The 20,096-nt window shown below is 36.6% G+C and carries 15 protein-coding genes and 1 tRNA gene; 5 read left to right on the forward strand and 11 right to left on the reverse strand.

The window, feature by feature from the left end; all coding sequences use genetic code 11:
- Positions 1-496 precede the first annotated feature (496 nt).
- Positions 497-841 carry a helix-turn-helix domain-containing protein gene (locus Q1R07_RS14580; protein ID WP_300491660.1) on the forward strand — a complete coding sequence of 115 codons (345 nt, stop codon included), beginning with the start codon at positions 497-499 and terminating at the stop codon, positions 839-841.
- 259 nt (positions 842-1,100) lie between these two features.
- Here Q1R07_RS14580 and Q1R07_RS14585 read toward each other — a convergent pair whose 3' ends face one another.
- The 7 genes from Q1R07_RS14585 to Q1R07_RS14615 form a co-directional block, all read right to left on the reverse strand.
- A complete protein-coding gene (locus Q1R07_RS14585) occupies positions 1,101-2,321 on the reverse strand; it encodes a hypothetical protein (protein WP_300491662.1) in 1,221 nt (406 codons plus the stop codon).
- Positions 2,322-2,678: 357 nt separating this feature from the next.
- A complete protein-coding gene (locus Q1R07_RS14590; protein WP_300491664.1) occupies positions 2,679-6,398 on the reverse strand; it encodes a restriction endonuclease subunit S in 3,720 nt (1,239 codons plus the stop codon).
- Positions 6,399-6,402: 4 nt separating this feature from the next.
- The gene (locus tag Q1R07_RS14595) at positions 6,403-6,726 is read right to left on the reverse strand and encodes a helix-turn-helix transcriptional regulator (protein WP_300491665.1); all 324 of its coding nucleotides are present in this window, start codon (positions 6,724-6,726) and stop codon (positions 6,403-6,405) included.
- A 421-nt stretch (positions 6,727-7,147) separates the two neighbouring features.
- A tRNA-Ser gene (locus Q1R07_RS14600) sits at positions 7,148-7,235 on the reverse strand.
- Between the two features lie 63 nt (positions 7,236-7,298).
- A complete protein-coding gene (locus Q1R07_RS14605; RefSeq protein WP_300491667.1) occupies positions 7,299-8,327 on the reverse strand; it encodes an asparaginase in 1,029 nt (342 codons plus the stop codon).
- Positions 8,320-9,453 (reverse strand): 1-acyl-sn-glycerol-3-phosphate acyltransferase, encoded by a 1,134-nt coding sequence (locus tag Q1R07_RS14610; RefSeq protein ID WP_300491669.1) that lies wholly within the window; start codon positions 9,451-9,453, stop codon positions 8,320-8,322. The genes Q1R07_RS14605 and Q1R07_RS14610 overlap by 8 nt, the downstream gene beginning before the upstream one ends.
- 63 nt (positions 9,454-9,516) lie before the next feature.
- Positions 9,517-10,284 carry a TatD family hydrolase gene (locus Q1R07_RS14615; protein WP_300491671.1) on the reverse strand — a complete coding sequence of 256 codons (768 nt, stop codon included), beginning with the start codon at positions 10,282-10,284 and terminating at the stop codon, positions 9,517-9,519.
- A 66-nt stretch (positions 10,285-10,350) separates the two neighbouring features.
- On the opposite strand from Q1R07_RS14615, the gene Q1R07_RS14620 reads away from it, so the two are divergent.
- The 3 genes from Q1R07_RS14620 (at position 10,351) to Q1R07_RS14630 (ending at position 13,614) form a co-directional block, all read left to right on the forward strand.
- Complete coding sequence (locus tag Q1R07_RS14620) at positions 10,351-10,794, forward strand: retropepsin-like aspartic protease (RefSeq protein ID WP_300491673.1); 444 nt, start codon at positions 10,351-10,353, stop codon at positions 10,792-10,794.
- A gap of 56 nt (positions 10,795-10,850) precedes the next feature.
- Positions 10,851-12,440, forward strand: coding sequence for a T9SS type A sorting domain-containing protein (locus tag Q1R07_RS14625; protein ID WP_300491675.1), 1,590 nt, complete (start codon positions 10,851-10,853; stop codon positions 12,438-12,440).
- Positions 12,441-12,789: 349 nt separating this feature from the next.
- Positions 12,790-13,614 (forward strand): hypothetical protein, encoded by an 825-nt coding sequence (locus Q1R07_RS14630; RefSeq protein ID WP_300491677.1) that lies wholly within the window; start codon positions 12,790-12,792, stop codon positions 13,612-13,614.
- A 61-nt stretch (positions 13,615-13,675) separates the two neighbouring features.
- Here the strand turns inward: Q1R07_RS14630 and Q1R07_RS14635 are convergent, their stop codons facing one another.
- The 3 genes from Q1R07_RS14635 to Q1R07_RS14645 all read right to left on the reverse strand — a co-directional run bounded on the left by Q1R07_RS14635 (position 13,676) and on the right by Q1R07_RS14645 (position 19,100).
- A complete protein-coding gene (locus Q1R07_RS14635; protein ID WP_300491679.1) occupies positions 13,676-14,893 on the reverse strand; it encodes a TCR/Tet family MFS transporter in 1,218 nt (405 codons plus the stop codon).
- Positions 14,894-15,052: 159 nt separating this feature from the next.
- Positions 15,053-16,273 (reverse strand): 2-oxoglutarate dehydrogenase complex dihydrolipoyllysine-residue succinyltransferase, encoded by a 1,221-nt coding sequence (gene odhB / locus Q1R07_RS14640; RefSeq protein WP_300491681.1) that lies wholly within the window; start codon positions 16,271-16,273, stop codon positions 15,053-15,055.
- Between the two features lie 55 nt (positions 16,274-16,328).
- Positions 16,329-19,100, reverse strand: coding sequence for a 2-oxoglutarate dehydrogenase E1 component (locus tag Q1R07_RS14645; protein WP_300491683.1), 2,772 nt, complete (start codon positions 19,098-19,100; stop codon positions 16,329-16,331).
- A 108-nt stretch (positions 19,101-19,208) separates the two neighbouring features.
- On the opposite strand from Q1R07_RS14645, the gene Q1R07_RS14650 reads away from it, so the two are divergent.
- Positions 19,209-19,760 carry a hypothetical protein gene (locus tag Q1R07_RS14650; RefSeq protein ID WP_300491685.1) on the forward strand — a complete coding sequence of 184 codons (552 nt, stop codon included), beginning with the start codon at positions 19,209-19,211 and terminating at the stop codon, positions 19,758-19,760.
- On the opposite strand, the gene Q1R07_RS14655 is transcribed toward Q1R07_RS14650, so the two are convergent.
- Positions 19,744-20,094 carry a hypothetical protein gene (locus Q1R07_RS14655; protein WP_300491687.1) on the reverse strand — a complete coding sequence of 117 codons (351 nt, stop codon included), beginning with the start codon at positions 20,092-20,094 and terminating at the stop codon, positions 19,744-19,746. The two genes, Q1R07_RS14650 and Q1R07_RS14655, sit on opposite strands and share 17 nt — an antisense overlap.
- Positions 20,095-20,096 lie beyond the last annotated feature (2 nt).

Genomic DNA, 20,096 nt, shown 5'->3' on the forward strand with positions numbered 1-20,096 from the left:
ATTTTCAAACAAAATGGTAACGATTTGGTAACGTAATTACTGTTATCATTAGGTTGTTGTTGTCACAATTTTGACTTAAACAACTAAGTTCAAAGGTAATGATAAATTAGTAATAGTGAATTATTAAGTTTCCTTTAAAAGCCTAAATTAAATTGCACATAGCTTATCCTATTAGCTTTTAAGGTTACAATAGTTTTAAAGTTATTTAGTTCTTCGTTTTACTAAATGTTTATAATAAATAGTTTGAAAATATTTTTCTTTATTCCATTGTAGTAATACAGAAAAGATGTTTATTTGATAACACTATATTAACACATGTGATTTAAAACGGTTATACTTTTATGGTGTATTTACTAATCAAAATTAGTAATACACATCTTGATATTTTTCGTGTTCCTTTCCAAAACTTCATTTAATTTTCTGAATTAGAAATACAATGCCTAGGCGACATTGAGTGAAAACAGTAAAACATTTTATTCATCATAAAAACAGTATTATGGATATAATCACCTTTGAAAGCAAAGCCTATCATGATCTATTAGAAAAAATTGAAAAGATATTAGAGTTTGTAGAAAATCAGGCGCTATTATCTTCAAAGAATTCTGAAGATATCTGGCTTGATGGTCATGATGTATGCGAATTACTTCATATAAGTTCAAGAACCTTAATACGGTTGAGAAAAGACAAAACTATACCATACACCCTTTTAAGAGGAAAGTGTATCTATAGATTATCAGATATAGAGAAAGAGTTTAGCACTCGTTTAATAAATAATGATGTTAATACGTTGGCTGATTTTAAAAGAAACTATTTGTTATTACTTAACAAAAAAAGGAAGTAGTATATGTTTATATAGTAAACTAACATTAAGCTCAAGCTTTTGTGAGACTGTCGAAACTAGCAATAAAGAGCTGAATATTGAATTTATTATCAATCAATCATCTGTTATTATTTGACTATAAAGGCTCGACAGAATTCGAATCGCAAAAAATCCAAATAATTAATTTTCAATAATTTATATTATTTCAAAAAGAAAAAGTATCCCTTAGTTAGATTGTAGGTAAAACTTACTTTTAAACATCATTAATTAATTCAAGTACCTAAAGTATCTCTTCTTGTTCATTCGATTTATCTACAAATCTTGAAAATAGGAAAACTGATTGTCTCTCTACAAAATTATTAATCCTTTGCATGAGTAAAAAATCAAATTGATCTTTATCACCTTTTGAATAACCTATAAAGCGAATAAACTCTTTCATATCAAAAATATGGATCATCATATTTCCTTCTATCATAGCTTTTTGTAATGCGATTACAATTTCTTTCCAATCACCGAATGGAAGCAATTCGGATACTAAAATAACTCCATGAGGAACTAGCCTTTTATTAAAAAATATCTCTTCTCCTAATTGATCATATACAGAAACTTCTTCAGCAATGCTTTTTGAAGCTCCCACCAACTGTTTGATTGCTTTATTGACTTGTTTCTGCAGGCCTAAGGTCTTTCTTTCCATTGTCCTTTCGGTCTCCAGGTTAATCACACCTAAAGCCTTAGCTTCAATTAAGAAGATGCCATATTCAGAAAAAGTTAAAATATCCGTTAATTCCCTAGTAGTATTCTTATTGGGTATCCTTGCTCCTTTATATGTGTCCTTACCAAATAATGAGGTCATTGCTATAAAAACTTCGTCTTCCAGAGTATTGCCCTCATCTTTGTCATCAATTAAAAGCTCAACATGATGGTTATCCGTATAAATAAAATTCTTTATTACGCTGATATCCGAAATACGGCTATTGATCACTAGCATATTTAATCGCTTAACCTCTGATATATCCTTAAAATCATGACCAAGGCTAAACTGAAAATTGTCCAATGACTTACTAACCTCATCATTAAATGCCCCAACATATAAATTTTTGGGATTACCTAATAAAAATAGTACAGATTGCTTCCCCGGTTCATCGAACGTCAGTTTTCCAAATACTTGGCACGTATTTAATTCATTGTAAAATTGTATCTGAACGTTATCCAAATACATGATTTTTGCTATGGACAAATGTTCAAACAAAAACCTCTGGGCACAGATAATCTCCTGATAATTTATAGAATCATCATAAATTCTGATTCCAATATGAAAAAAATTAGGTTTTTGATAGGTGTCTTTGCAAAATAGAAACTCAACTTTACAGCCTTTAATTATTGCCTTAATCGATGGAGAAGGCACTTTTACCATCACTTTAGAACCAAAATCATCACTGATGTACCAAATCGCAGCAGTTTCATGTCTTAATTCATTTGATATTCTTTTAGCATCTTCCACTTAATGAAAATAAAGATTTTAAATAAATCGCCTACGATGAAATAGTCATTGCAAAAACTAATCATTCAATTCTTTTGAAAAATTTGCAAGATTAATCTATCGAAAGTCCACAATAATAACTTTTGTATTATTTTATTAGTATGAGCCTATTAATTTCTGCACCCTAAATACATAATCTTTATATTATCTGAATATTTCGGCAAAGTCTGATCAGTAAATCCCAATTTAACCTGACAGTTTGAAGCAAAATACACTGCAAAATTTCTTACATCAAAAAACTACCTAGAATGATAGCCTTTACGTACATTTAATTTGACCGTCGTATGGCTAAAAAGTGCCCCTTAAAATCCCCTATCCTCAATTCAAATACTTCCTAAGAATCAACTCTTTCTTTTTAGGAATTAAATCAATTTCATTTTCTAAATCTGTTAATTTCTTTTCAGTTTTTTCTATATCTAATACAATTTTTTCTTGTTCCGATAAAGAAATCTTAGGGATCTCAAATGAAGAATACTGCTGAGCATTAATATTTGGCTGGGCCGCTCCTCTCCTCATATCTAAAACCCAATTATTATAATTATCTCCTTTCAGGATAAAATTTAAAAAATCTGAGTTTAATTTTTCCTTCTTAGCATTAAATTTAATTAAGTAACCTGCATATAATGCCTTGCCATATTCTTTTTTATACAGAAATGTCTTTCCTGCCGTTGCCCCAGAACGAGCAAATAAAAAATCCCCTTCCTCCAAAATATATTTTTCTTCAACTTTTTCAGCTGTTTTCCAATCATTATTTAGCGAACCATTATCATTAATATCGGTAATCCTAATATATCGGTAATCAATCAATGGATTTCCACTAATTGCTTTTTCATTTGCTCCATATACTGGGACTTCACAGAAATGCCCTAATTTCTGAAGCTTATTATTTTCATATAATAAATTTGCTCTATTAATGATCTCTTGTTTTAAAACAGCAATCTCATTTTTAATTTGGCTTTCTTTTTTTTCTAAAATCTCAATTTCAGAAACAATTTTTTTCTGAATATCTTTAGATGGTACTGGTATTTTAATTTTTGCCAGATCATCTCCATAAACGTGAGGTTGAGCCTGACCTCTTTGCAATTTATAAACCTCCTGTTGCATTGATTTTAAAAAATCAAAAATCAACTTAGTCGTAATTATATTTTCATCTTTAGACTCAATTGTGTTACAATCAGAAGCAAAAATAGGTGTATCAAAATAATTCAAAAAACCAGCATAGGCACCTGATGCACTTACCGTTATTACATTACCACTCCTATTAGAATCATTATGATAATATGCTGGGCTTTGCCCGCCAGCAATTACAGGAATATCTCCTTTTATAGCTTTAGATGCTGTAATTGTTTTTCCTTTTTTAATTACGGCTATTTCATCTAAAAATTCCAACTTAGCTGTCTTCCATATTTCTTCAAATTTTACTTTTTTTTTAATTGAGAGGGAAATATTTTTTTCAAAATCTACACGATCAAAAGTAAACATATCAACCAAATTATGATAGCTAATATTCTTTTGTAAGTCCTTAGGTAAATCTAAGTCAAATTCACCTTTAAAGGCTTTATAAATATAAGTACTTGCCTTATTTGGGTTATCAAACAAATCAGGATCATAAAGATGCGTGCAATCATCTATAGTTTTTTCTCTTTGTATTGCGTGAATCCCTTCACTTCCCCTACGATTGCTAAACTCATAACCTAAAAAGCGTTTTTCTTCGTTCTTTTCTCCTGTTTTTACTAAAACAATTTTTTGAGGATATGCAATAACAAAATACAGTAATTTATCTTGTTCCAAAGCCAAAATACTATTCCATTTATCATATTCATTTTTAGCCTTGATCTTACTCCTATATTCTTGGTAAATTTCATGTTTTTCAATTACTGCGTTAGGTTGCTTTTGCAACAACGTAACATAGTCTTCTAGGCTTATATTATTCCAAACGTGAGAAATATATTTTTGAATTGGTTTTTCTATTCCGTTTATTGTCACGTCTTGAAAATTTACAAAAAACTTTTTTATAGCTTCTTCTATATTGAAAGAATCTGCATTATTTCTACGTCTTAAAAACAAAGTAACAGTATTTGTTCCTGTCGCCATAAAAGTACCTGAACCTAATTCAGTAATTCCTAGAATATCAAAATACTTTAATAATATCTCACGGGTTTGTGTATAAATTCCAGTATTACTCAAAATACTACTTGGTAGAATAATCCCTGCAACACCTCCATCTTTTAAGAGTTGTTTTGTCCGTTCAATAAATAAACATTCAATTTCACTACTTTGATCAGTTAATCTTGGATACAAATCAAAAGCTCTTTTAGCTTTTTCTTCAGTCACCATAGAACCTTTAAAAGCAGACACCGAATAAGGAGGGTTTGAAATAATAACGTCAAACTGTTTATTATCTTGTGGATATGTCTTATCTGTCTCCTTTAGCAAGTCTTTAAATTCTGTAGAAGTAGCGAAATCACCTAAACCGTCTCCATGTATTACTTTTGCCAAACCATCTCCATGCAAATAACAACTTACCTTTGCAGTTTTCACCAAACGATAATCTTTTTCAATTCCATACACATAGGTTTCAGCCCAATCAAACTGGTCTTCCTTCCATTTCTTAATAGATTTTTTAGTAGTAGGATTATATTTATTTTCATCTAAATTATCAATAAATTTTTGAACCACCTCCATTGATTCAGTTATAAAATGACCACTTCCCGCCGCATAATCAATTATAGCTGGCAATAAGTCATTTTTATTTCCTTGTTCAATTTTTTGCTCTGTAATTTCTTGAAAGGGCAAACTTTTTATAATAAATCTAGCTATTGGAACTGGTGTGAAAAATTGTCCTGATTCTTGCTTTAACCCCGTAGTTAGTAATAATTCGAAAAAATCACTTAAAAATTGCTGACGATAATTATAACGTATTTGATATACTTGAAGTAATTCAACAACTTCTTTTACAACCTTGGCATTCTCTTCAAAAGAAGCATCATCATAAACTTCTTTTATAGCAAACTCGTTATTTTTTTTAAGCCGGATTTCAGTTAAAATCTCTTTAAATTTATCTTTGTATTGGTCTTCGACTTGTAGAAACTGCTTATCAAATTCACTATCACTAACATCAGTAACTTTTTTTTCCAAAAGCTCCAACATTCCCCTATTATAAAGATCTGTCAGCCTCTTTTGAAAAGACACGTGATTATCTTCTCCCTCCAACCATTGAAAATGTAATTGTTCATCTTCATTTCTATTTTCATCAACAATTTTACAAAGGAAAAGTGTAAATATTTTATTAAAAGCATTTGGTTTATCAGACACTACATTGTGTCTTAAAATCTCTAAGAACCGATTAAATATAAAACTACTATCTTCTTGTCTTAATACTTTCAAATCATTTTTTGTAAGCGCCTTACTTTGAAACTCGTAAACAGACACCCAATTTTCAAAAACGCCATTAGATTTAGGTAACTTATTCCAGCGCTCATAAAAATCCTTTACATTTCCAGCTTGTCTATAATCCTCTTCGATTTTAATAATTTCATTTCTATACTTAGTTCCCGAACTATCTAAATCAGAAGCATACAGCATCAAAATCTCTGCATTTTTATCTTGTTGAAAATAAGTAAAAAGTTGCCCTCCGTTTTTTTCTAAGTTTTTCAACTCTTTATCAAATTCCGTTCCCCAAGTTTTACATTCAATCATTAAATAAGCCGAATTATCATCACGGCTTACCAACACATCTAAACGTCCGCTTGTCCCATGTCCCGTTTTCCAAGTTTTTTCTAATGCGATATTTTGAGGTTGGTACCCTTTTTCAAGTAACCTATCAACACACTCTAACACAACCCAATTTTCAGCTTGTGAAAAATTTTGAGTGGTTTTACTCTCTCCTTTTATTTTATCTCCAAAATTTATTACTTCTTTTTCAAAATCAATCTCTACAGCATAACCATTAGATTTTGAATACTTTTTTTGAAAAATTCCAGATGTATTTACTTTAGGCGTAAATCCTAATCTTTGTATGAGTTGCTTATGTTTCATAATATTAGAATTTAAGTTTTCCTTGTTTACTATTGATCTCTCTGAAATACTTTGTTTGTGTTTCAGCAGCTACAAAAACTTTATCAGAACAATTATATTGGAATGCTTCTTTTGCAAATTTATCAGCAAAATAAAGGTCTTTAACTATATCATAGTTCATCCCAAAAAGTTCTGACAGTAATTTTATCTTGTCTAAAGCAAGTGATTTCTTGTCATTTTCTATACGACTAACAAGAGGAGTATTAACCTTGATTAGAGCACCAAACTCCGTTTGACTCCAGCCTTTCTTCTCTCTTTCTGTTTTTATAAATTTGCCAAAACTTGCCATTTTATTGTTTTATCTAAAATCATTTTACAAAAAATGATTTTACCTAATTTAAGCAAATTTATAACATCGATGTCGTATAAGCAATTTTTTTGAAATATTAACTTAAAATAATCCTTTAAGAGTTACATCATAACGGTATTTGCCATATAACTGGATATACCAACTTAGCATGTTGCTAATATACCCTATATTCAGAATATCATAGTTAGTTTTTAAAGACTTATCTTTTAGACTATTTATTTCACAAACTTATTTATGTATTAATAACTAAATTGAAATTTTACAAAAGCAATAAAACGCAGAGTTTTTAATTATTTATCAGTCAATAAATTGTCAATATTTGGCTGTAAAGGTTCGAGAGAATTTGAATGCAAAAAAACACGCTGCAAATCATTGATTTACAGCGTGTTACATTAAAAAGCAGAGAGGAAGGGATTCGAACCCTCGATACTCTTTTGGAGTATACACACTTTCCAGGCGTGCGCCTTCGACCACTCGGCCACCTCTCTAAATTTTCAGACTGCGAATTAACGACTTTTATTTTGTTTTTTCAATGCTTTTCTGAAAAATTTTTAGCTCATTTCACCGCGAATCGCCGTTTCGAATATGGTTTTAAAAACCGATGGGGAAACCTGTTGTCCCAACAGGTACATTAGCTTGGCTATCGCGGCTTCGGTAGTGATATCCCGACCCGAAATAACGCCTATTTTTTTAAGCTCCAATCCGGTTTCGTATTTATCCATATTGACACTTCCGCCCGAACATTGAGTCACATTGACTACATGAAGTCCTTTTTCGATTGCTTTTTCCAGCGTTGCAATAAACCAGTCTTCCGTTGGCGCATTACCAGAACCGTAGGTTTCCAATACGACGCCTTTTAGGTTTGGAATATGCAAAACCGCCTGTAATACGCTTTCGTTGATGCCCGGAAACATTTTGATGATCACCACATGATCGTCGAAGGCCGTGTTGACTTTCAGCTTTTTAGTTCCGCTTTTATGGAACAGTAGTTCTTCGTTCACTTTTAAATGCACACCCGATTCGGCAATGGCCGGATAATTGGGCGATGCAAATGCATTGAAATGTTCCGCGCTTATTTTGGTTGTCCGGTTCCCACGGTATAATTTATATTCGAAATACAAACATACTTCCGTGATCAACGGTTTGTTTTTATTTTTTAGGGTCGCAATTTGTATTGCTGTGATCAGGTTTTCTTTCGCATCGGTTCTTAAATCCCCTATTGGCAATTGCGAACCGGTAAACACTACCGGTTTACTTAGATTTTCGAGCATAAAACTCAATGCTGAAGCCGAATACGACATCGTATCCGAACCGTGCAACACCACAAAACCGTCAAATTTATCGTAGTTCGTTTCGATTGCATTCGCCATAGCGACCCATTTTTGTGGGTTCATATTAGACGAATCGATCGGTTCTTTAAACGAAAACGTTGCAATATCACAATCTAACAGCTTTAATTCCGGGATACGTAATAACAATTCGTCAAAATCAAAGGCTTTAAGCGCACCGGTTTCGGCATCTTTCACCATACCAATGGTACCGCCTGTATAGATTAACAGAATGTTCGGTCGGTTAGACATTTTCGTATTTCATTTTATTGATAACCGGATTGGCATACATTGCCAGGAAACCATCACGCAGTGTTTTTACTTCTGCACCTAATTTCATTTCCAGTCTTCGTTCGAAAAGTTGCTTCTCTTTTTGCGTGTATTTATCCGAAAACTGATCCGTTTTATGTAGTAAATCGTAGGCAATAAAATTGGTTGGCCACAATCTGTAGGTCGACAGAATCGAATCGTCGATTACCTGTGCCAATGCCTGGATCTGTTTGTTGGAATTATCAAATTCGGCACCAATCTTATCCAATTCCGTATCCAATATATCACCAACATGGATATGAATTCTTTTTTTCTGTCCGATAATGCCGCTAATCAGCGTTATAAAATCTTCGTTTTTTTCTTTTATATATACCTCATCGTTAGCTTCAGCCATTAATTGTGGCATTTTTAACGCATCTGTAGGGTCGTATTCATAAGAAATCGAAACCGGTACTATTTTTAATTTCTTAAAAAAGGGAATTACGTCTTTTCCTTCACAGGCCATTGCCAACATTTTCAACACACCGGGATGTGTTGCATCATTACCGTCTTTTGTACGTCCTTCGCGCTGGGCAATCCATACCGAACGATTCTCTTTTGTCAGCAAATGATACATAAACTCCGACATCAGCTTGGAACTTTGCAGTAATTCTCTTGGCGATAATCCGCGTTGTACCAAAAAGTTACGGTTTAATTTGGAAAGGGATAATAAAAAGGACTTTTGTACCAGATTATCTCCAATTGCCGATGCAGTCATAACCATTCCATGGTCAAAAAGGCTGACATTCAATAAAGAAGTATCCAGAATGATATCCCTATGGTTCGAAATGAACAGATAAGCCGTATTCGGATCCAGTTTCTCGAAACCGGAAGTGGTTAAGCCATCGGAGCTTTTTTCCAACACTCTTTGTACCGACTGATAAATAAAATTCACCTGAAAGTCCCTGATAGAATGTGTCCTTTTTAATTGCTCCATCCATACCGCTTCATCTACATCGGGAAACGTAAAGCTCATCAAAGCCTTCATCATCGGATGATGCATGATACTTTGCAGTGCTTCATTTACTTCAGAATCATAAAACTGGCGTATATGATCAAATTTTGACATTAGTTATAAATTTAACAATCCACAAATGAACGAAAATTTTATTAATTGAAGGGAAATTCTTTGTTAAATCCCAAAAATTGCTTTGGAGTTCTCCGTAGTGATTCGGGCGATTTCGGCAACCGGGAGTTGGTATAGTTCTGCCAGTTTTTCGGCCACCAATCGGGTATAGCCACTTTCGTTCCGTTTACCGCGATACGGAACCGGTGCCAGATAAGGCGAATCGGTTTCCAACACAAGATGTTTTAAGTCAATTTGATTTAAAAATTGATCAATTTTACCGTTTTTAAAGGTTACAACACCGCCAATTCCCAATTTCATATTATAGGAAATGGCCTGCAAAGCCTGTTCGTAGGTTCCGCTAAAGCAATGAAAAATCCCGAATAGCTCGTCTGATTTTTCCAATTCGAGTACTTCAAAAATTTCATCGAATGCTTCCCGGCAATGAATGTTAATCGGCAATTTGTATTTTTTAGCCAGCTGAATCTGGTGACGGAAGGCTATTTTTTGAATCTCCAGTGTTGTTTTGTCCCAATACAAATCGATCCCGATTTCTCCAATGGCTTTAAACTCCCGTTGCGCCAATGCTGCTTCCACATGCGCCAGTTCTTCTTTATAATTTTCCTTTACATAGCATGGATGCAAACCCATCATGAGGTATATATGTCCCGGATAGGCTTTTTCCAACGCATACATTTTTTCCGTATACGTCGAATCGATCGACGGTACAAAAAAACGGGTCACACCTGCTGCAATGGCTCTTGTTATCATTTCATCCCGATCCTGGTCAAATTCTTCCGAATATAAATGCGTATGGGTATCTGTTAAAGTCATCCTAATCTTGTCTTTTTAAAGTTGCAAAGGTACAAAGTTGTTCGTTTTTTAAGCTACATTTGATTTATGGAAAATTTACAGGGCGTTTTAAAAGACAACGGCTATACCAAGATCCCTTTTAAAGTATCAAAAACACAACATTTGTTGGTCAAAGCAAAAATCAACGGGGTTTCCGGTGATTTTATTTTAGACACCGGTGCTTCCAACAGTTGTATCGGTTTTGAAAGCATTGATCATTTTCTGCTATCCGCGGAAGATTCGCCAACAAAAGCTTCCGGTGCCGGCGCTACCGGTATGCATACACAAATGGCTTCGGGCAATTTGCTACAACTTTCGCGTTGGAAAACAGATGATTTTTCAGTAGTCATTTTTGACATGAGCCATGTAAATCTTGCGCTACAACAGTACAAAGCGAAACCCGTTCACGGGATAATTGGTGCAGATATCCTATTAAATGGCAAAGGAATTATCGATTACTATAACCATTATCTTTATTTGAAGAAAAAATAATCGCTATTCGCAATTTTTTAGTAGTTTTAGAGTCAAATTAGCAACTATTTGACATCATGACAAAAAACTACTTATTCTCCTTACTCGTATCACTTTTAACGACTGTCGTTATGGGGCAAGTTTGTCCTGTACCGGGCAACATCGCGGTGACCAATATTACTTCGAATTCGGCTGTTATCAACTGGACCGGTTCCGGTACAACACAATGGGAAGTCTATATCACACCTGCCGGAACGGCTCCTCCAAACAGCAACACAGTCGGAACTATCGTAACCAGCAATCCTTATGTTGTGACCAATCTTATCGGATGCACTTCTTATAATGCTTATATAAAAGCCGTTTGTTCTCCAACACAGAGTAGCAATTGGTCGGCTGCAATGTCATTTTCGACCGTTTTAGGACTTAATTCCGATATTCCGGATCTGGAAGCCTGTGACGCAAGCACGACCGGTTTTGCAACATTTGACTTAACTTCGAATAATTATGCCGTATTATACGGACTTAATCCTTCCGAATATACCGTAAGTTATTTTGAAACCATAACGGATGCCTATACTAATACGTCTGCTTTGGCCTCACCAACAAACTATGTAAATATTAATCAGCAACAAATGCAGATTTATGTTCGGGTTGAAAACAACACTTCGGGATGTTTTGCGATTGCCTATTTTTACATCAGAGTGACACAAGCTCCTCATGTTTATTTGCCAGCCAACGGACAAATCTGTTACAACCAGGCAAACAGTACAGCAACCCCTTACACCATTAACACCAATTTATCAGGCAACGGATATACATTTCAATGGTCTAAAGATGGTGTGATCATCGCCGGAGCAACGGGGAATTCATTTTCTGCCACAACCGAAGGCACCTATGCTGTTTCCGTACAAAACATCATTACAGGTTGTTCGGCCATGGCTTCAACTTTATTAACCTATTCCAGTGCTGTAAATGCCAATGCTACCATAGATGATCAAACAATTACAATCAATACTACAGGACCCGGAAATTACCAATATCAGATCGATAATGAACCGGCACAATTGAGCAATACCTTTGAAAACGTAGCCTTAGGCTTTCATAGTATCGCTGTTATCCCTGTTAATTCCAGTTGCTCGCCTTTGTACCTAACCGTACAGGTAACGACACCTTCGGCACCTCGTGGACAATCGACACAAACATTCACGCAAGGACAAACGTTAGCCAACTTGGTTGTTAACGGACAAAACATTCATTGGTATGCAAATGCTTCGGCTCCCGGTTTAACAACAACTACCGAAACACGTCTACCACTGACTACAGTTTTAACGCATAATACCACTTATTATGCTTCGCAAACCATTAATGATATCGAAAGCCCGGATCGTCTGGCGGTAACGGTTCAATTAACGGCACTGAGCAACGAAGATTTTAACTTGAATAAACTAGCCTATTATCCCAACCCAGTGACGAATAGTCTTACTGTTTCCAATCCGGAAGCGTTTACCGGGATTACCGTTTCGAATTTGTTAGGACAGATCGTTTTCGACCGCAAAGTAAATTCCACTTTACACGAAATTGATTTTTCGAATCTTTCCAAAGGAATTTATATGGTCCGTGTCTCTGCTAATGATCAAAGCAAGACGTTTAAAATCATAAAAGAATAAAGAATTGAAATTACATTGTCATTAAAAAACGGAACTCAAAAGGTTCCGTTTTTTTATTATACACTAAAACAGCGATAGCATAACATGGCGCTTCTCTTTGTTCATTGCGACTATTTCGCCTCTCTTTACATCCATTTTCATTTCTCAATCGACTAAATATTAAATTATTTCACGCCGGAAAGACAAAAATAAAACTTCAAACAAATTCGTTAAATATATTTATATTTACATATATTTTGTTAAATCAACCACTAATTAACCAACAAAATAGCTCAAACTGATTTATTTTATTCAATGACACTAAACCCAAAATAAATTAAAATCTAACCCAATCTTAACTAACTAAAAAATGAAACTGATTATTGAGCAACTCAAAAAAGGAATTCAAACCCATCCTTCCGTTCTTAACAGTACCTTATCTAGTGTCAAATCATGGAAACGAGCCCAGTATATCATCCTTTCGGAGATTATAGCCGATACCTTATCGCGGTCGGAATACTTACAGGGAAATCGGAAAAACGAACTGGGAACCACTATTTCGAGTACCACGCTACACCGTATTTTTACCAATGACTACGAGACAAAAGAAAACTCCGATTTGCGTTTTCTGAAAACATTGGACAAACTGGCTATTTTTATCGGTTATGCTTCGCTAAATAGTTTTATCGCAAACCACAAAGAAAGAACCAATCCCATTTCGTTATTCGATACTAATGATGAACATACCGCCTATTTTGAACATCTTATTCATCAGTTTTGTGAAGATGAATTTCGATGCCTGCTGAAACTACCCGAAGTAAACCTGAGTCGGTTATCCGATTTTATTTTTGAAGACGGTCCGTTAACCCAACGCATCACCGGATTACTGGAAAAATATGCCAAACTGAACCTCTTTTTAAACAACGATGACAATCGGTCGAAATTTGAGATCTACGATTTCCGGATTACACGCATCGACGATACGCTGACCGTAATTTCCGCTAAAGAACGCTGGAATCTGGAATGGCGCGACGCTACCGGGACAATCAGTAACACCTACAACAAGGTAAACCTACAAACGTATTTTATCAAAAAACAACATAACACCTGGAAAATCTGGGACAATTACAATCCCGATTACCACAATCTCAGTTTGGAAGCATCGCTTAATATGCTTCAGAAAATTGAAGCCTGAAAAAACAAAAAACCTGTCAGAATACATCCGACAGGTTTTTTTTATGGTAAACATATACTATTTATAATTTTCCTTTCCGGAATACTGAATAGGATATTATCGTACTGATCAACATTAGAGTTCCTCCTAACAAAAAGGGCGCACCCGGAAATTGGAATGGCGCTTCGTCGTGGGTAAAAAAGTAGAACGTATTGGTCATTAAAGGCGGACCAATAATGGACGTTACACTCATCAAACTCGTTAAGGTTCCTTGTAATTCTCCTTGCTCCGTTGGTGGCACATGACTCGTGATAACCGATTGTAATGCCGGACCGGCGATACCTCCCAGACAATACGGTACCAGGAACATTAACATCATCCAGCCTTCATAGGCAAAGGCAAACAAGAACATTCCGATGGTATATAGTAACATTCCAACATAAATACTTTTCTCATTTCCAAGTTTTGGATTGATCCATCGGATTAAACCTCCCTGAACCAAACCAACTAGTAATCCGATGGCTCCTAATGAAATTCCGACCATTTTTTCGTCCCAATGGAAACGGTACATCGTAAAGAAACTCCAGTTACTGTGAACGGCGTGTGCCGCAATGTATAATATCGTCATGGATACCACCAATCCGATTAACGACGGGTATTTTTTCAGGTTTAACAACGAACCTACCGGATTCGCTCTTTTCCAGTCGAAAGCACGACGGTTTTCTTTGGCTAACGATTCCGGAAGGACAAATATTCCGTACAGGAAGTTAATCGCACACAAAACGGCGGCCGCATAAAACGGTACCCGCGCACCATATTGTCCCAATACACCACCAATTACCGGTCCGATGATAAATCCGAGGCCAAATGCCGCTCCAATCATTCCGAAGTTTTTCGCCCGGTCTTCAGTGGTACTGATATCGGCAATATAAGCCGAGGCTGTGGTAATACTCGCTCCGGTAATACCGGCCAAAATCCGCCCTATAAACAACCAGGTGATGGTTGGGGCGAACGAAAGCAACAGATAATCCAGTGCAAATCCCAAAAGAGAAACCAATATAATGGGTCTTCGTCCATATTTATCACTTAGGTTTCCGATTACCGGAGCAAAGATAAATTGGGTAAAAGCATAGGCAAATGTCAACCATCCGCCGTATTTGGAAGCCACACTAACGTCTCCCTGTATTAACTCTTCGATCAGTTTTGGGATTACGGGAATAATAATCCCCCAACCGGTAATATCGATGAGCATGGTTATAAATATAAAACCAATCGCTGCCGATTTTTGTTTCTGTTTCATTTATTTTTTCTTACTTAATCCGTCACAAAAATATTCTTTTTTGCTTCTGTTCGTATTTTTTCTTTTAAAGGTTATTTTATCTTTTTTAAATCGGCTTGCTTACAGGCATAAAAAAACCACGCAAAATGCGTGGTTTTATATCGTGTCGGAAGATCTCAATTATAGCTCTAACGCTTTTTTAGGATTGTTATCCATTAAGATTTCTACCGGGTTTTCCAACGCTTCTTTTACAGCCACTAAGAATCCAACAGATTCACGGCCATCAATAATTCTATGATCGTATGACAAGGCAACAAACATCACAGGAGCAATAACGATCTGACCGTTTTTAACTACCGCGCGTTCTACCACATTGTGCATTCCTAAAATACCGGATTGCGGTGGGTTGATGATTGGTGTTGACAACATACTTCCAAATACACCTCCGTTTGAAATAGTAAACGTACCACCTGTCATTTCATCTACTGTGATTTGTCCGTCACGGGCACGAATCGCCAAACGTTTGATTTCTGCCTCCACACCTCTGAAGGTCAACAATTCTGCACTACGTACAACCGGTACCATTAATCCTTTCGGACCAGAAACCGCTACGGAAATATCACAGAAATCGTAAGAAATTTTCTCTTGTCCGTCGATCATTGAGTTTACATCCGGATATAGTTGTAACGCTCTTGTAACCGCTTTTGTAAAGAAAGACATGAATCCTAATCCCAATCCGTGTTTTGCTTTGAAAGCTTCTTTATATTCTTCGCGTAAAGCATAGATCGCACTCATATCCACTTCGTTGAACGTTGTCAACATTGCTGTTTCGTTTTTAGCAGAAACCAATCTTTCCGCTACTTTACGACGCAACATGGATAATTTTGTTCTTTCCGATCCTCTGCTTCCACCTGTAGGCGTACCCATAGATGGAACTGCATTTACCGCATCATCTTTTGTAATTCTTCCACCTTTACCTGTACCAACGATTTCTGCAGGCTGAATGTTTTTCTCATCAAGAATTTTTCGTGCTGCCGGAGATGGTGTTCCCGTAGCATACGTAGTAGCTGCCGGTGCCGGAGCTGCTTTTGGAGCTTCCGCTTTAGGAGCTTCCGCCACTTTTTCTTCTTTTGCAGGTGCTGCTGCGCCACCTTCCGGTTTTGCGGCTCCTGTATCGATTAAACAAACTACCTGACCTACTGCAACGGCATCACCTTCTTCCGCTTTAAGGGTAATAATACCACTCGCTTCCGCTGGTAACTCCAGGGTTGCCTTATCGGAATCAACCTCTGCAATAGCCTGATCTTTTTCTACATAATCTCCGTCTTTTACCAACCACGTTGCGATTTCAACTTCTGTGATCGATTCCCCCGGTGAAGGGACTTTCATTTCTAAAATCATCGGTATATAATTTTATAAGGTGTTGTTATTTTTATCTGAATTTCAAATGTACAATTTAATTGAATAAATTTTTGTCAAAAACCATCGCAATTGCATTGGCGTGACGTTTTTTGGAACGGGTATAACTTCCTGCTGCCGGCGCACTGTATGCTTTTGGCGATGCTAAACGGAATTTCACTTCGTTAAAATTCATTAGCATATATCCGTAAGCTCCCATGTTTTTCGGCTCTTCCTGTGCCCAAACGAAATCGTCTGCATTCGGATATTTCGCCAATACCGCTTTTAATTGTTCTACCGGTAACGGGAATAATTGCTCGATTCGCACCAAAGCCACATCGTTTCTTCCTTTTTCTTCTCTTTCGGCCAATAGGTCGTAATAGAATTTACCAGTACAGAAAACAACCGATTTTACATCGTTCGGGTTTACCGTTACGTCGTCGATCACTTCCTGGAAGTTTCCGGTTGCAAATTCCTCAATTGAAGAAACTGCTAATGGATGACGCAATAAACTTTTCGGTGTGAATACAATCAACGGTTTACGGAACTTGGTTACCATTTGTCTACGCAACAAGTGGAAGAAGTTCGCCGGAGTAGTACAATCCGCTACATACATATTGTGTTTTGCACACAACTGTAAATAGCGCTCCATACGTGCTGAAGAGTGTTCTGCTCCCTGGTTTTCATATCCGTGCGGCAATAATAGCACCAATCCGTTTTGGTTGTTCCATTTGTCTTCCGCAGCCGAAATATACTGATCAATCATGATTTGTGCTCCGTTCGAGAAATCTCCGAACTGTGCTTCCCAGATTGTTAAGGTATTCGGGCTTGCTAAAGCATATCCGTAATCAAAACCTACAACTCCGTATTCCGACAATAATGAGTTATAGATATAGAATTTTCCTTTTTGATCTTTTAACTGGTTTAACAATACCACTTCTTCTTCCGAATCCTCCACCTTTACAACCGCATGACGGTGCGAGAAGGTTCCTCGTTCTACGTCCTGACCGGAGATACGTACATCGTACCCTTCGGTTAACAGGGAACCATAGGCTAACATTTCACCCATTGCCCAGTCTAACTTGTCCGTTTCGAAGAACATGTTTTTTCTGTCGTTAATCAGTTTCTGGATTTTGCTGATAAACTTCTTATCAGACGGTAATTCGGTTACGACTTTGGCAATGTCGGTCAATACCGCTTTGTCTACTTTCGTATCGAATTTTTGTAACATTCCTTCATCACTCACCTGCTCAAATCCTTTCCATTCATCCTGCATAAACGGTGTGATGATTGTCAAATCTTTTTTACGGGAAGCTTCCAGATTTTCTTCCAATCCCGCTTTATATTCGGCTTCCAATGCGCCAACATAGTTACTGTCGATTACATTTTCCGCTTTTAATTTCTCAGCATAGATATCTCTTGCATTTTTGTGTTTCGAGATGATCTTATATAATTGTGGCTGTGTAAAACGAGGCTCATCCCCTTCGTTATGCCCGTATTTTCTATATCCTAAAAGATCGATAAATACATCCGATCCAAATTCCATGCGGTAATCCAAGGCGAATAACATCGCGTGAACCACTGCTTCTGCATCATCTGCATTTACGTGTAATACCGGCGATAAGGTTACTTTGGCAATATCCGTACAGTAAGTAGACGAACGTGCATCTAAATAATTCGTTGTAAATCCAACCTGGTTATTGATCACTAAGTGAATCGTTCCGTTGGTTTTATATCCGTCCAGTTTTGCCATCTGAACGATTTCGTATACAATTCCCTGTCCGGCTACTGCGGCATCACCATGAACGGCGATTGGCAATACTTTTGCCGTATCGTTCGGGAAATAACGGTCTTGTTTGGCTCTGGCAATACCTTCGATTACCGCTCCAACTGTTTCCAGGTGCGACGGATTTGGCGCCAGGTTAATATTGATATTTTTTCCGGTTTGTGTCGTACGGTTTGCCGTTAATCCCAAGTGGTATTTTACGTCACCGTCGAACAACGCGTCATCATCATAATCTTTTCCGTCAAATTCCGAGAAAATATCCTGAGTTGCTTTTCCGAAAACATTGGCCAACACGTTCAAACGGCCACGGTGTGCCATTCCCATTACAAACTGCTCTACTCCTTTTTCGGCAGCCGTCTCGATCAAAGCATCCAATGCCGGAATCGCTGACTCACATCCTTCCAGAGAGAAACGTTTTTGTCCAACGTATTTGGTATGAAGGAAGTTTTCGAAAGAAACCGCTTCGTTTAATTTTTTAAGGATTCGTTTTTTCTGATCCGCATTAAAACTTGGGTGATTGTCGTTAATATCCAGTCTTTTCTGGATCCACTCGATCACTTTCGGATCACGGATATACATATATTCTACTCCGATAGACTCGCAGTATACTTTATTCAGGTGGTTTAAAATTTCCTGAAGCGTACATGGGTTAAGGTTTACTACCCGCGCTGCATCGAAAACGGTTGTCAGATCGGCTGTAGTTAGTCCGAAATTTTCAATTGCCAGTGACGGCGTAAAAATTCGTCTGTCGCGAACCGGGTTTGTTTTGGTAAACAAATGCCCACGGGTGCGATAACCATCAATCAATTTTAAAACGTTAAATTCTTTTTGTAGTTTGTCCGAAACAATAGAACAATCCGCTTGTCCATTTGCTACTGCTGCCAGTTGCTCTACCGAACCTTCGCTATATTCGCTAGCAAAATCAAACCCCTGGAAGAAGCTCCTCCAACTTGGTTCAACGCTATCTGGATTTTGTAAATATTGATCGTATAAATCTGCAAAAAATGCAGTGTGTGCCGCGTTTAAAAAGGAAAACCTATCCATAACTTTGTCTAAAGACCTTTTTTGTTAGAAAATTTTTCGCAAAAGTACGACAATTGTAATAATCTTTCAATGTTTTTCATACTTTTATGTCATAAAATATTCCTAAAAATGAACATCAAATCAAGCATCAACAGTTTTTTAACAATCTTTTTGAGTTGTGTCTTTTATTTAATGATGACTTCTACATTAAAAGCACAAGTTTATCAACAAACGGCTCAAAAAAGTGATTTCTGGCAACGCGTGCGGTTTGGAGGCGGTTTAGGACTAAACTTTGGGAATAATTTTACAAATATTAACGTTGCTCCAAGTGCCGTCTATCAGGTGAACGAATATTTCGCTGCCGGAATCGGTCTTAGCGGGAGTTATGTCAAACAAAAAAACTACTACGATTCGTATATCTACGGCGCGAGCATTATCACCCTTTTTAACCCACTACCGGAAATACAATTATCTGCCGAACTCGAGCAACTTCGCGTGAATAATACCTATACGCAATTTAACCCACATATTGAAGATGATTTCTGGAATACCGCATTATTTCTGGGCGCAGGGTATCGTGTACAGAACTTTACCATAGGGGTTCGCTACAATGTTTTGTTTAAGGAAAGTAATAATGTGTATAGCGAGGCGTTTTTACCTTTTGTCAGAATTTATTTCTAAACCAGACTTTTTGCCATTCACGTTTTAAGACCAGAAAAGCAACCTGTTCGGCCAATTCCACCAAATCGGAACCGTCCAGACTTTTAACCTGCTCCTCCGGTACGTCGATGATGTACAACAGGTTTAGGTATTCGGCAAATTTAAACTGGATCAACTGGTAAATTTTATCATGTAACCGCACTTTCAAGTCGATTGGCGCAATCGAAACGTCAAAATCAAGGCTTTCATTCGCCAGCGTAAAATCTTTATTGATCTGCTCCACCAATTTCAGGTACAACGCTTCTTTTTGTGCTTCCGAAAGCAGTAAATCGGTATTTAAAGGTGCTACAAACATGA

Source organism: Flavobacterium sp., assembly GCF_030146175.1.
GTDB lineage: Bacteria > Bacteroidota > Bacteroidia > Flavobacteriales > Flavobacteriaceae > Flavobacterium.